This is a genomic window from Saccharopolyspora sp. NPDC050389 (assembly GCF_040655595.1).
Classification (GTDB): domain Bacteria; phylum Actinomycetota; class Actinomycetes; order Mycobacteriales; family Pseudonocardiaceae; genus Saccharopolyspora.
Genome location: NZ_JBFAKG010000004.1, coordinates 28,516 through 41,746, shown reverse-complemented (window position 1 = coordinate 41,746; position 13,231 = coordinate 28,516). Strand labels below are relative to the sequence as shown.

Sequence of the window (13,231 nt, the reverse complement as noted above, 5' to 3'; positions counted from 1 at the left end):
AGTGGGCCAGTGCGCTGCGCAGGCCGTCACGGCGTTCCTCGACGCGGCGCCGACGCCCTTGACCCAAAACACTCACGACCGACGTGCTCCGCGGTGGTCTCTTCTGGTAACAGAGGCACCGCAGGTGAGTACGCTTTCGGAGCAGAACGCACTTTCCGGGCGAGAGGGGAACTACTTCGTGGGAGCAGAGCAGGCCGGGCGCATGCCGGAGGACGCCGATGTGACACGTGCCGACTCCCTCGCCCGCGAGATCTTCACTGGAGTGGCCAACAAGTGGTCGCTCCTGATCATCGAAGTCTTGCGGGACCGCACCTTGCGCTTCACCGAACTGCGGGCCGAGGTGGAGGGCATCAGCCACAAGATGCTCACCCAAACGCTGCGAAGGCTCGAACGCGACGGCGTGGTGCACCGGACGGTGCACGCGACCGTGCCGCCGCGCGTCGAGTACCGCCTCACTGATGCGGGCCGAGCGCTTCGCGACACCGTCAACGGCATGTGCGCGTGGTCCCGCACGCACCTCGACGAGATCGAGGCATCCCGCGACCGCTTCGACGCGCAGCAGCACACCTGACCGGCCACAGCGGTTCCGATGAGTTCGAGCGTTGCCGCTGGTCCAATCTCGCCGGGATAGGCAGCGCGAGGAGACTGGTCCTGATCAGCGGCGTGTTCGACCGGGACGGCTGGATCATCCGGCCCGACCGCGACGCCGTCGGGCCGGATGCCCGACGAAATCATCGACGCCTACGCCGAGGTGTCTCCGGATGGCCGGGAGCACTTCCCGGTGTTCGCCCACAAGCTCGCCGACATGGCCGACGAGCACCTCGGTGTCACCACGGACGAGCTGGCGCGGCTCGCCATCCGCACCCTGGTGATCGCCGCCGACGACGATCTGGTGACGCTTGAGCACACCGTGGAGCTACCGCAGCCTGCCTGACTCCGAGCTCGCCGTAGTGCCCGGCACGTCGCACGCCCTCCTGCACGACAAGCCGGAGCTGGTCACCTCGCTCGTGCGGGACTTCCTGACGACCGCCGCCGAGCCGACCGCGATCCCCATTCGCCGGGCGCCTGCGGAGCCGGTCACCGGGTGAGGAGGTCGCGCAGGGCCTTGGTGATCTCCGCCGGGGCTTCTTCGGCCATGAAGTGGCCGCAGGAGACGGGGATGTGGCGGAGGTCGGGCGCCCATTCGCGCCAGAGTCCGGCGGCGTCGAAGCCGAGCATGGCGCCCCAGTCCTGTTGCAGGACGGTCACCGGCATCCGCAGTCGATTGCCGGAGTTCCGGTCGGCTTCGTCGTGTTCGACGTCGATGTGGGCAGATGCGCGGTAGTCGGCGACGATCGACGTGACCGCTTCGCGGGAGGCCTTCAGGTAGGCGGCGCGCACGTCGGCGGGGATGGCGTTGGGGTCCTGGGCCCAGATGTCGAGGAAGTGGCCGAAGAAGGCGTCGGCGCTGGCGCTGATCATCTGCTCGGGCAGGCCGGGCGGCTGGGCCATCAGGTAGAGGTGGAAGCCCACGGCGGCCGAGGTGCCCCGCATGACGTTCCACATGTCGAGCGTTGGCAGCACGTCGAGGGAGGCGAGGTGGGTGATCGCGTCGGGATGGTCGAGGCCGGCCCGGATGGCGACCAGGGCGCCGCGGTCGTGCCCGGCCAGCGCGAAGCGCTCGTGGCCGAAGGCACGGGCGAGGGCGACGACGTCGGCGGCCATGGTGCGCTTGGAGTAGGTCTGGCCGTCGGCGTCGGCGGGCTTGTCGCTGTCGCCGTATCCGCGCAGGTCGGGGCAGATGACGGTGTGGTCGGCGGCGAGGTCGGCGGCGACGTGCCGCCACATCAGGTGGGTCTGCGGGAAGCCATGCAGCAGCACGACGGGGCTGCCGGAGCCGCCGACGGCGGCGTTCAGCGCCACACCGTCGGCGACGGTGACGCGCTGGTAGTCGAATCCGGTGATCGTTGGTGCCATGCTGGGCCTCTCTCGTTTCGCGTTGACACGTCGAGCCTGCGCGCGGCCGATTAACAACCGGTCAACAGCGGCTCAGCGCTCGGGCTCACGCGGTGGCCTATACAGTGCGTGGCGTGTCTGTGCAGGTGAGCGCGTCGACGGTGACCTTCGGCGTGCTCGGTTCGCTGGAAGCCGTCGACGTGCACGGCCCGGTCGACCTCAAAGGACCGCTGCACCGCGCCGTGCTGGCTCGACTGCTGATCGCCAGGGGCCGGGTCGTGCCGCTCAACCGGCTCATCGATGACATGTGGGACGAACCGCCGGAGAGCGCGGTCAGCACCATCCGGACCGTGGTTTCCGGCTTGCGCCGAGCGCTCGAACCGGACCGGCCGCCCCGCGCGCCCGCCCGATTGTTGGTGACCGCGGCGCCGGGCTATGCGCTGCGCGCCGCATCCGGATCGGTGGACGCCTGGCGGTTCGAGGCGGCGGTGGGCGACTCCGCGTCCCGGCTCGCGGCGGGGCGGTTCGAGGCGGCGCTGTCCGGTTTGGACGAGGCCCTGGCGCTGTGGCGGGGGCCTGCGCTCGCGGAGTTCGACGACAGGGCCTGGGCGCGTCACGAGATCTCGCGCCTCGACGAACTGCGGCTGCTGGCCGTGGAGCGGCGGGCGCAGGCGGCGCTGGCGCTGGGACGGGCCGCGGAGACAGTGCCCGATCTGGAAGGCCAGGTCGCCGAACACCCTTGGCGCGAGACCGCTTGGCAGCTGCTGGCGCTCGCGCTCTACCGCAGCGGCCGGCAAGGCGACGCCTTGGGCGTGCTCCGCGAGGCGCGCAAGGTCCTGGCGACCGAACTGGGCGTGGATCCCGGCCGGGACCTGCAACGGCTGGAGGCGGACATCCTCAGCCAGGCACCGCACCTGTCCGCAGCGCCGATCCCGACCGAAGCGCCGGCCACCGGCATCGAGCAGCCGATCGTCGGCCGTGCGGCAGAGCTCGCGCAGCTGGCGGCCGCCGCCGCTGGGGCGCGAGACCGCCTCGGCCTGGCGTTGATCTCCGGTGAGGCCGGTGCGGGCAAGACCGCGCTCGCCGAAACCCTGACCGGCGAGCTGGCGGCTGCCGGCTGGATCACCGCCTGGGGACGCAGCCCGGAACATGACGGGGCACCCGCCGGCTGGCCTTGGACGGAGATCACCACCGCACTCGCCGCCGCGGGACACCCGCCTCCGCCGGCCGTCCCACCGGCAGCGAGCGAAGATCCCGCCACGGCCCGGTTCCGCATGCACCGGGAGGCCGCTTCCTACCTGGCCGCCGTCGCCGAGGGCGCACCCGTGCTGCTGGTCTTCGACGATCTGCACCGGGCCGGCGAGGAAACCCTCTCCCTGCTGGCTTTCCTGGCCGCGGCACCCATCGACCGGCCGGTGCTGATCGTGGTGACCTACCGCAGCACCGAGATCTCGGCCGCGCTCACCGATGCGCTCGGCCGCTTCGCCCCGGCCGAGCCGGCCCGGATCTACCTGGGCGGCCTGAACGAGTCTGAAGTGGACAGACTAGTCCGCGCTCTCGTCGGCGGGGAGCCGGATGCGGCGACCATCCGCGCGATCCACCGGCGCAGCGGAGGAAACCCGTTCTTCGTCCGCGAGCTCACGCGACTGTTCGACGCCGAGGGGAGTGAGGCGCTGTCCGGCGTCCCGGCGGGCGTGCGGGACGTCATCCGCCGCCGCCTGGCCGCGCTCTCCCAGCAGGCGCGCACGATCCTGCGCCAGGCCGCGGTCATCGGCCGCGACGTGGACCTAGACCTGCTCATCCCGCTGGCCGGCGACGAAGAACCGGTGCTCGACGCCGTGGAATCGGCGCTGCTCATGGGATTCGTGGACGAACCGGGGCCGAACCGGTTGCGGTTCACCCACGAGCTGATCCGCGACACGCTCTACGAGGAGGCGCCGCGACTGCGCCGCGCCCGCTGGCACGCCACCATCGCCGAGACGATCGAGCAGCTTCGGCCCGGCGCGGTGGAATCCCTGGCCCACCACTACTTCTACGCCGATGACAGCCGGGCAGCGAGCCGTGCCGCCCACTACGCCAAGGCCGCCGCCGAAGCGGCCGAGCGGCGGTTCGCCCCGCACGAGGCGGCGCGGCTGTGGCGGCAGGCGGTCGCGGCCCACGACCGTGCCGGCATCGGCGATGCGCGCGCCCGGCTCGAACTGATCACGGGTCTGGTGCGGACCCTCGCCGTCGCAGGTGGGCTCGAGGACTCCCGGCGGTACCGCGCAGAGGCGATCGCCACGGCCGACGAGCTCTGCGATCCCGAGTTGACGGCCCGGGTGATCGGCGCGTTCGACGTGCCCGCGATCTGGACGCGCAACGATGACGAAGACGTCGCGCGGCAGGTCATCGAGACCACCGAGCGCACCCTGGCGGCCTTGCCGCGAGACCGAGCCGAAGAACGCAGCCGACTGCTCAGCACCCTCGCGCTGGAACTTCGTGGCACGCGGGCGGAACGCGGGCACCAGGCCGCCGTCGAGGCCGAGGAAATCGCCCGCGAGCTGGACGATCCGGCGCTGCTGGCGTTCGCCCTCAACGGCCGGTTCATGCAGTCCTTCCAGCGCGCCGGGCTCGCCCCGCAGCGAGCCCGCATCGGCGCGGAACTGGTCGACCTGGCCGAGCGCCACGGCCTGGTGACCTTCGAAGTGCTCGGCCACCTGATCCTCATCCAGGCCCACTGCGCGCTGGCCGAGTTCGCCGCCGCCGACGCGCACGCCGCCGCGGCCGACCGGCTCGCCCAGCGCTACGAGATTCCCCTGGTCGGCGTGTTCACCGATTGGTACGCCGCGCTGCGGCTGGCGGTTTCCGGCGAATCGGAGACAGCGGAGGCCGCTTACCGCGCGGCCGCGATCCGGCTGAGGGGCACCGGGATGTGGGGCGTGGAGCAGGGCGTCCTCCCGCTCGCCCTGCTGGGCCTGCGCTCGCCAGATCTGTCCGAAGTGGACTGGAATGCGGACTGGGGCCCGTACGAGGAGTGGGTGCGCCCGCTGGGCCTGCTCGCCGCCGGTCACCGCGAGCAGGCCCGGGAAGCGGCGCGGGCGCTGCCCGACTCGCCCCGCGATCTGCTCTACGAGGCGCTCTTGTGCCTGGAAGCCGTGCTGGCCATCGGCCTCGCGGACCGGCCGATGATGGAACGCGTCTACGAGCTGCTCCAGCCCGCAGCGGGCGAACTCGCCGGTGCCGGCAGCGGCCTGCTAGTGCTCGGCCCCGTCGCGCAGTACCTGGGCGACCTCGCCGTCGCGCTGGACCGACGCGAAGAGGCCGGGAACCACTACCGGCAAGCGGCGGTAGTCGCGCGGCAGGCCGGGGCGCCGCACTGGATCGCCGCCGCGCTCGCCCGCCTGGCGTGATTCAGGCCAGCGCGGCCGGTGGCGTGTCGGCGCGGCGCCCCGCCCGGACGGCCGCGAGTGCCTCGGCGATGCCATCGATTCCTGCCGTCATCTCCGCGGCGTCCAGGGAGTAGGGCAGCCGCACGAAGCGCTCGAAGGCACCGCCGATCCCGAAGCGCGGCCCGGCCGCCAGGCGCACGCCGAACTGCGGAGCCACGGCAGCCAACGCCGAGCTCGTCGGCTGGGGAAGCCGAGCCCACACCGACAAGCCGCCCGCGGACGGGGTGATCGTCCAGTCGGGCAGGCGCTCGGCCAGCAGGTCCAGCAGCAGGGCGCGGCGCAGGCGGAGGTCGGCCAGCCGGTCGGGCAGGAGCCGGTCGATCTCGCCCAACAGCTCGACGCAGGCGAGCTGCTCCACCACCGGCGTGCCCAGATCGGTGCCGGCGCGCGCCTGCCCGAGCTGCTGGACGAGGTCGGCGTCGGTGCGGACCCACCCGACCCGCAGGCCGCCCCAGAATGTCTTGGCCGCCGAGCCGATCGAGATGACGCCCGCGTGGTGCGCGGCCAGCGGAACCGGCGGATCGACGTCGAGCGCGAGCTCGGCCATCGTCTCGTCCACCACCACAGGGCAGCCGAGCCGCAGCTCGGCCCGATCCCGCTCCGGCAGGCACAGGCCGGTCGGGTTGTGGAAGTCCGGCAGGAGGTACGCCATCGTGGCGCCGCGGGTGGCCGCAGACAGGCTGTCAACGTCCCACCCGGTGTCGGTGACCGGCACCGGGACGATCCGGCACCCGGCCGAGCGGAAGACCTGCAGCGCATGCGGATAGGTGGGGTGGTCGACGACCACGCGGCTGCGGGGCCGCAGCAACGTGCGCGCGATCAGCCCGAGGGCGTGCTGGGCGCCGTTGGTGATCAGGATCTGGTCCGGGGTCGTCGCGAGCCCGCGGTCGGCGTACCGCCGAGCGATGGCGGTGCGCAGCTCGGCCAGGCCGAGCTGCGAGTAGCCGTGCCGTGGCAGGTGGCGGGGGAGCTGGTCCAGCGCCCGGCGGTACGCCCGGTGCAGGGCCTCGCCGGGAGCGGGCGGAGCCGCGTGGGAGAAGTCGATCAGGTCGCGGCCGGTGGCGCCCGGCTCCGGTTGGCTCCCGGCGCCCGGCGGAACCCGGGTGCGGCTGCGCGAGCGGGCGCGAGCGCTGAGGTATCCCTGCTCGTGCAGGGCGGCGTAGGCCGTCGACACCGTGGTGCGGCTGATCCCGAGGACCGCGGCGAGGTCCCGCTCGCCCGGCATCGTGGTGGCCAGCGGCAGCCGGCCGTCGAGGATCAGCAGGCGGATCAGATCGGCGAGCCGGCGGTGCGCGGGCCCCGGGCCGGTGGACCAGTCGCCCAGCAGCCGGGCGAGCGCGTGGCTGCTCGTGTGCATGAGGCCAGAGTCTACGATCTGGCCCTTTCATTCGATGCCAGATGGCCTGCACGATCGTCGGTGTTGATCCCGGAAGGACGTTGAGGACACCTGTGGCTTCGATCTCGCAACCGAAAAGCCGCCGCAATTCGGTGGCACGCCGGATGACGGCCGTCGAGCAGCTCCGCGCCGAGAAGAAGGCCTGGCGGTTGCCGCAACTGATCGTGGGGCTGGTCGGCTACGGCACGGCCCTCACGTTCCTGGTCCAGTCGTCGCTGGGGGCCTCCAGCTGGAGCGTCTTGGCGGAGGGCATCTCGCTGCGCTCGGGGATGACGTTCGGCTGGGCGACGAACCTGACGGCCGTCGCCGTGCTGCTCTGCTGGATCCCGCTCCGGGAACTGCCGGGAATCGGCACCTTCCTGAACGTCGTCCTGGTCGGAACGTCCGCGGATGTGGCGGCTCTCTTCGTGCCGATGCCTGGTTCGTTTCCGCAGCAGCTCGGCTACTTCCTCCTGGGGCTGCTGATGCTGACCTTCTGCGACGCCGTCTACCTGGGGGCCAGGTTCGGCTCCGGGCCGCGGGACGGGCTGATGACCGGTGCGGTCCGCATCACCGGCAAGCCGATCTGGATGGTCCGCACTGGAATCGAGGTGGTCGTCCTGGCCGCCGGCTGGCTCCTGGGCGGCACGGTCGGATTCGGAACGGTGCTGATCGCGTTCTGCATGGGCCCGATGGTGCAGAACTTCCTGCGCTTCACGACCGTTCGCCTAGCCGGCGACCGCGAGTGACCACAGTGGATCAGCTCCGGCCGACGGCCCCGGGAGGCGTTCCCGGGGCCGTCGGTTGTTCGGTGCATTCGGCGAGCTGCATCAGCGCGTAGCAGCCGATTCCGGTTCCGTGGCTCCGATCTGGCGGAGCGAGCGTTCCTTCGTTTCCGGCAGCAGCAGGCCGCAGGCGATGCTCAGCACGCCGTACACCCCGAGCATCACCCCGATGGCGTTGCTGCCGTACGCGGCGACCAGGCCCGCGGCGAGGACGGGCGGCACACCGCCGCCGATGATGGTGGCCACGTTGTAGCTCATGCCCGCCGCGGTGTAGCGGTGCCCGGTGGCGAACAGCTCCGCCAGGTAGGCGGCCGCCGGGCCGAGGACAATGCCGCCGCCGATCATCAGCAGGCACAGGCCGATCCCGACCAGCGCGGTGTTCCCGGTGTCGATGATCGGAAAGGCGATCAGGCCGCATGCGAGGGTGACCAGGTTGCCGGTGAGGACCACCCGGCGCCTGCCGAACCGGTCCGACGCGGCCGCGCCGGCCGCCGTGGCTCCGGCCAGCACGATCCCGCCCACCACGCCGAGCGCGAGCATGGTGGGGCGCGGGATCGCGAGCACCGTGCTGCCGTAGGTGGTGAGGTAGACGGTGCCCATGTAGTTCAGGGCGAACGCCGCGGCCACGGTGCCCCCGGCGAGCAGGATCAAGCGGGTGTCGCGGCCGAACGCGGCGCGCAGCGGCGCGGCGTCCCGGATCCGGCGTTCCCGCTCGGCGTGCAGCTCGCGGAAGACCGGGGTCTCCTCGACCCGCAGCCGCACGTAGAGGCCGATGATGACCAGCAGGGAGCTGAGCAGGAACGGGATCCGCCATCCCCACGCCAGGAACGCGTCCGGGCTCAGGAGCAGCTCGACCACCAGGAACGTCGCACTGCTCAGGCCGAAGGCCGTGCCGGGGCCCAGCTGCGGGAACATCCCGAAGCGGCCGTGCTTGCCGGGCGGGGCGTACTCCACCGCCAGCAGCGCCGCTCCGCCCCATTCGCCGCCCACCGCGACGCCCTGCAGGAACCGCAGGACCATGAGGATGATCGGCGCGGCGATCCCGATCGTCGCCGAGCCGGGCAGCGCACCGATGGCCACGGTCGAAAGCCCCATCAGCAGCAGCGTGTAGACGAGGGTCCGCTTGCGCCCCAGCCGGTCGCCGAGGTGGCCGAACAGCGCGGAGCCGAGCGGGCGGGCGATGAACGCCACCGCGACCGAGGCGAGCGAGGCGATGGTGCCGGCCGCGGTGCCGAGCGCGGGGAAGAAGACCTTGGGGAACACCAGCGCGGCCGCGGTGCCATAGATGAAGAAGTCGTAGAACTCGATCGTCGTGCCGGCGAAGGAAGCGAGCGCGATCCGGCGCGTCGGTAACGCGACTTCGCCGTCGTGGGTGGTCATCGGGCAGTCCTCACGGTGTCGAGGTGGCGACGGGGCCACGGCAAGATCATCGCCGGTCGCCCCGGAGAAGCTCAAGGCGGAGTGCGTCGGCACACAGGCGGGCGGAACGCCGCCACGAGGCTCCTGGTGGGCCATCCTGCATCAGAGGTGCGACAGATGTTCCCGGCTCGGCGGAAGTCACGGGTTGATCACGGGAAATTCGGCGAGCTAGGGAGTTCCGGTGTTGCCGGTGCTTCGGCGCGGTGCCGATAGGCGGGCGTCCAGGGAGAACGCTCCCGCGCCGACGATCAGCAGGAACACCGAGCCGAACAGCTGGGCCCACTCCACCCGTGACTCGTGCATGTAGCTCCAGAATCCCTGGTGGGTGAGGATGGCGGCCTTCGTGAGGATCTGCGCGCCCAGCATGTCGATGATCATCGGGATGGCCGCCAGCCGGGTCAGCAGGCCGACGATGAGCAGCGCGCCGCACGCGATCTCGAACACGCCGTCGAGGTAGGCGAAGAACTCCGGCGCGGGCAGCGGAGTCTTGGCGAAGCGGCCGGGGCCCAGCTCGCCGGGGAACAGGAACTTCTGCACCCCTTCGGTCAGGAAGATCCAGCCCACCACGAACCGGATCAGCACGACGGCCTTCGGTGCGGTGGTGCCCAGCAACCGCATCCGCAACGTCGCGGTCGCCGGTGGCGTCGACGTCATGCGGGCAGTGTCCCGCAATCGGACTTCGCCTGCGAGATCGACCGAATCCTCCCTTTCGGCCCGGGAAGTCGGTTCCCGCACAGCGGGACCGCAGTGTGTGCTGCGCGGCCGCAACTATCCACTGTGGTCAGCGGGGGACCACCGCGACCGGGCACGGTGCGTGGTGCAGGACGCCCCTCGCCACCGATCCCAGCCGCAGCGCGGTGAAACCTCCGCGCCCGCGCTGACCGACCACCAGCAGCTGCGCGTGCTGGGCGGCTTCGCACAGGGCCGTCACCGGCGGGACGTTCGACGCGATCCGGCGCACGGAGACCTCCGGATAGGTGTCGATCCAGACAGACACCTGCTCGGCGAGGCGCAGTTCGGCCTGGGTGAACAGCTCGTCGCGATCCTTGCCGTCGTGGGGGCCGGGGATGAAGTACGAGTTCGGCAGCGCCTGCACGGCGACCAGTTCGCTGTGCCGCCGGTTGGCGGCGTCGAAGGCGTAGTGCAAGGCCGTTCGGCTGCCCGGCGAGTCGTCGACTCCGACGACGACCGGGCCGGACTTCGCCGGGCCGACACCGCGCACCACGACGACCGGAGACGTGGCATGGGCGGCCACTGCCGCGCTGATCGAACCGAGCAGCGCGCCCCGGAGGGCGCCGTGACCGTGCGAACCCACCACCATCAGCCGGGCGGAGGCCGACCGGTGCACCAACTCCGCGGCGGGATGGCCGTAGGCGACCTCGTCGACGATTTCCAGCTCGCCGACGGCGTGCCGGCAGCGGGCATCGATGTCGTGAACCAGTTCCTTGGCATACGGCTCCCGCGCGGGATCGTCGCTGACCAGCACGAGTCGCAACGGCACCGACAGGCGAACGGCTTCCGCGGCCGCCCAGAGCGCCGCCCGCGTCGAAGCGCCGGAGCCGTCCACCCCGACCACTACGGACTGTTCTTCTCGCGCCATGTTCCGCGCCCCCACGAGGTTCCTGCGCGACCTTGCCAACCGGGCGGGCGCGCCGCTAGGGCCGATCGGCCCTACCGGCGCGTACGGAGTGCGCGGTGACCATCTCCTCTGGTCGGAGAGGCGAGGCGGGCGCGATCGTCGAGCAGGGGAGGCGACCGCGGCGATGACGGGTCTGTGCACCGATCTCTACGAGATCAGGATGGCGGCCAGCTATCTGCGCCGGGGCATGACGTTGCCCGCGACGTTCAGCCTGTTCACGCGGGAAATGCCGCGCGAGCGCGGATTCCTGGTAGCCGCGGGGCTCGCCGATTGTCTGGACTTCCTGGAACGGCTGCACTTCGCCGCCTCCGACCTGGCCTACCTCGGCGACGTCGTGCACCTGCCGGAGGGCGATCTGGCCGCGCTGGCGGAACTGCGCTTCACCGGCGACGTGCGGGCCGTTCCCGAGGGCCGGGTGGTCTTCGCCGGTGAACCCATCCTGGAGGTGACGGCACCGCTCCCGCAGGCGCAGCTGGTGGAGACGGCGCTGCTGAACTTCGTGACGTTCCAGACGGCGGTGGCGGCCAAGGCGGCGCGCTGCCGGATCGCCGCGCCGCACGCGGATCTGGTCGACTTCGCCGCCCGCCGAACCCACGGGCTGGAGGCGGCCCGGGCGGTCGCTCGCGCATCGGCCATCGCGGGGTTCGCGGGCACCAGCTACGTCGCCGCCGCACGCGAGTTCGGGCTGTGGGCCGCCGGGACGATGGCGCACTCCTACGTCGAGGCGTTCCCCGACGAGCGCACCGCGTTCCGCGCGTTCGCCGCCGATTTCCCGGATGCCGCGGTGTTCCTGGTCGACACCTACGACACGCTGAGCGGCGTGCGTGCGGCGATCGACGTCGCCCGGGAGCTGCCCGCCGGCAGCCGCATCGGGATCCGGCTGGATTCCGGCGACCTCGGCGAGCTCGCGGTGCAGGCGCGGCGGCTGCTCGACGACGCAGGTTTTCCGCGCGCCCGGATCATGGCCAGCGGTGGGCTCGACGAACACTCGCTCGCGGAACTCGCCGCCGCACCGATCGAAATGTTCGGCGTGGGCACCAGGATGGGCGTTTCCGCCGACGCGCCGTCCCTGGACAGCGCGTACAAACTGGTCGAATGCGGCGGGGCGCCGGTGATGAAGCTGTCCGCGGGCAAGCTGACCGCGCCCGGCGCGAAACAGGTCTACCGCGGCGAACCCGGGCAGCCCGATCTGCTCGCGCTGCGCACTGAGGAGCCGCCGACGGGCCGCGAACCGCTCCTGCAGCCGGTCATGTGCGGCGGCGTGCGGGTGGATCAGCAGGAGCCGGTCCAGGCGGCGCAGCGCCGGTTCGAGCAGGACCTGAGGTGGCTTCCCGAACCGGCCCGCCGGCTCACCGGCCCCGAACCGGTCGACGTGCTCTCGACGCCGATGCTGGTGCGGTCCGCCGAAGCCGTCCGGCATCGCCTCGAACAGGCGTTGTGAAGGCCCGCTCGGTCAGCGCGGTTTGCCGGGATACCACCAGTTCGGCGGTGGGGCCTGCCGGTTCGCTTCGCGTTCCACCGCCGCGGGCAGGGCGATTTGGATGCCGTGCGCCGCGACGGCGCGGCTGATGTCCGACGGCGAGACGATGCCCACCAATCGGCCGTCGTCGAAGACCAGGAGACGGCCGTCGGTGGATTCCGACAGCCGGGCCAGGACCGCTGGCAGCGGCTCGTCCGGTGCCGCGGTGGGCACACGGTCCATCGGGCAGGCCGCGTCGTGCAGCGTGGCCGGCGGTTGACCGTGCGCGGCGAGGGAGCGGACGTGGCGGAGCGAGAGCAATCCGTCGACGCCGCCGTCCTCGCGCATCACGGGGAAGCTGGCGTGCCCGGGATCGCGATCCAGGAACTCGCCGGTCGTCAACCGGCCGTCGACCGTCTCGACCGGATGCGACATCACATCCCGCATCCGCACTCCGGACAGCGCCATCCCCACGCGGGCCTGGCGCTCCTCGGCGAAGGCGATGCTCGTGATGAAGAGCCCCAGCAGGATCCACCACATCCCCTCGGCGCCCTGGATGATCAGCTGCGCGAATCCGGCGGCGATCAGCAGGAAACCGAGCCCGAGCCCGGCGCGTGCCGACCACGCGGCGGCTTCGAACCGGTCACCGCGCCACCGCCACAGCGCCGCGCGCAGCACGCGGCCACCATCCAGCGGAGCGGCCGGAACGAGGTTGAACACCGCCAGCACGAGGTTCAGCAGGGCCAGGTAGGTCAGCACCCCCACGACCAGGCCGCCCGCGTCCAACCGGGCCGCGCCCCAGGCCAGCACGCCGAAGACCACGCCCGCCACGGCGCTGGTGACGGGCCCGACGATCGATATGCGCAGGTCGGCGCCGGGACTGCGCGCCTCGTCCCGCAACCGGGCGATGCCGCCCAGCAGCCACAGCGTGATGCCCTCGACCGCGACGCCGTTGCGGCGGGCCACGATCGCGTGCGCGAGTTCGTGCGCCAGCAGCGAACCGACCAGGAGGACCGCGGCGACCACCCCGGCCAGCGCGTAGCCGAAGGTGGAGTGCCCGGGAAACGCCAGCGGCAGCTGGTAGCCGGCCAGCCCGGCGGCGACCAGCGCGACGATGCCGAGCACGCTCCAGTGCAGCCCGATCCGCACCCCAGCCACTCGCCCCACCGGAACCGTTCCGCGCATGACAGC

The 13,231-nt window shown here is 71.9% G+C and carries 12 protein-coding genes; 6 read left to right on the top strand and 6 right to left on the bottom strand.

Translation table 11 applies throughout. The annotated features are described in order from the left end of the window. Positions 1-202: 202 nt before the first annotated feature. The 3 genes from AB0I53_RS03555 (at position 203) to AB0I53_RS03545 (ending at position 1,088) form a co-directional block, all read left to right on the top strand. A complete protein-coding gene (locus tag AB0I53_RS03555; RefSeq protein ID WP_358596242.1) occupies positions 203-571 on the top strand; it encodes a helix-turn-helix domain-containing protein in 369 nt (122 codons plus the stop codon). A gap of 147 nt (positions 572-718) precedes the next feature. Beyond that, positions 719-934 (top strand): hypothetical protein, encoded by a 216-nt coding sequence (locus tag AB0I53_RS03550; protein ID WP_358595787.1) that lies wholly within the window; start codon positions 719-721, stop codon positions 932-934. Next, positions 900-1,088, top strand: coding sequence for a hypothetical protein (locus AB0I53_RS03545; RefSeq protein WP_358595784.1), 189 nt, complete (start codon positions 900-902; stop codon positions 1,086-1,088). The genes AB0I53_RS03550 and AB0I53_RS03545 overlap by 35 nt, the downstream gene beginning before the upstream one ends. On the opposite strand, the gene AB0I53_RS03540 is transcribed toward AB0I53_RS03545, so the two are convergent. Next, entirely contained in the window at positions 1,078-1,956 is an 879-nt protein-coding gene (locus AB0I53_RS03540; protein WP_358595781.1) for an alpha/beta hydrolase, read from the bottom strand. The two genes, AB0I53_RS03545 and AB0I53_RS03540, sit on opposite strands and share 11 nt — an antisense overlap. Before the next feature lie 113 nt (positions 1,957-2,069). Here AB0I53_RS03540 and AB0I53_RS03535 point away from each other — a divergent pair, with 113 nt between their 5' ends. Beyond that, the gene (locus AB0I53_RS03535) at positions 2,070-5,324 is read left to right on the top strand and encodes a BTAD domain-containing putative transcriptional regulator (protein ID WP_358595779.1); all 3,255 of its coding nucleotides are present in this window, start codon (positions 2,070-2,072) and stop codon (positions 5,322-5,324) included. A 1-nt stretch (position 5,325) separates the two neighbouring features. Here AB0I53_RS03535 and AB0I53_RS03530 read toward each other — a convergent pair whose 3' ends face one another. Then, positions 5,326-6,720 (bottom strand): PLP-dependent aminotransferase family protein, encoded by a 1,395-nt coding sequence (locus AB0I53_RS03530; RefSeq protein ID WP_358595776.1) that lies wholly within the window; start codon positions 6,718-6,720, stop codon positions 5,326-5,328. Positions 6,721-6,863: 143 nt separating this feature from the next. Here AB0I53_RS03530 and AB0I53_RS03525 point away from each other — a divergent pair, with 143 nt between their 5' ends. Beyond that, positions 6,864-7,487 (top strand): hypothetical protein, encoded by a 624-nt coding sequence (locus tag AB0I53_RS03525; protein WP_358595773.1) that lies wholly within the window; start codon positions 6,864-6,866, stop codon positions 7,485-7,487. An 81-nt stretch (positions 7,488-7,568) separates the two neighbouring features. Here AB0I53_RS03525 and AB0I53_RS03520 read toward each other — a convergent pair whose 3' ends face one another. The 3 genes from AB0I53_RS03520 to AB0I53_RS03510 all read right to left on the bottom strand — a co-directional run bounded on the left by AB0I53_RS03520 (position 7,569) and on the right by AB0I53_RS03510 (position 10,542). Continuing rightward, positions 7,569-8,903: an MFS transporter gene (locus AB0I53_RS03520; protein ID WP_358595772.1), complete on the bottom strand. Its 1,335-nt coding sequence runs from the start codon at positions 8,901-8,903 to the stop codon at positions 7,569-7,571. Between the two features lie 207 nt (positions 8,904-9,110). After that, positions 9,111-9,596 (bottom strand): DoxX family protein, encoded by a 486-nt coding sequence (locus AB0I53_RS03515; protein ID WP_358595769.1) that lies wholly within the window; start codon positions 9,594-9,596, stop codon positions 9,111-9,113. A 127-nt stretch (positions 9,597-9,723) separates the two neighbouring features. Further along, positions 9,724-10,542, bottom strand: coding sequence for a universal stress protein (locus AB0I53_RS03510; RefSeq protein ID WP_358595766.1), 819 nt, complete (start codon positions 10,540-10,542; stop codon positions 9,724-9,726). A 163-nt stretch (positions 10,543-10,705) separates the two neighbouring features. Between AB0I53_RS03510 and AB0I53_RS03505 the strand changes: the two genes are divergently transcribed. Beyond that, positions 10,706-12,022, top strand: a complete 1,317-nt coding sequence (locus AB0I53_RS03505) for a nicotinate phosphoribosyltransferase (protein ID WP_358595763.1) — start codon at positions 10,706-10,708, stop codon at positions 12,020-12,022. A gap of 12 nt (positions 12,023-12,034) precedes the next feature. On the opposite strand, the gene AB0I53_RS03500 is transcribed toward AB0I53_RS03505, so the two are convergent. Next, positions 12,035-13,225, bottom strand: coding sequence for a site-2 protease family protein (locus AB0I53_RS03500; RefSeq protein ID WP_358595760.1), 1,191 nt, complete (start codon positions 13,223-13,225; stop codon positions 12,035-12,037). Positions 13,226-13,231: the final 6 nt, after the last annotated feature.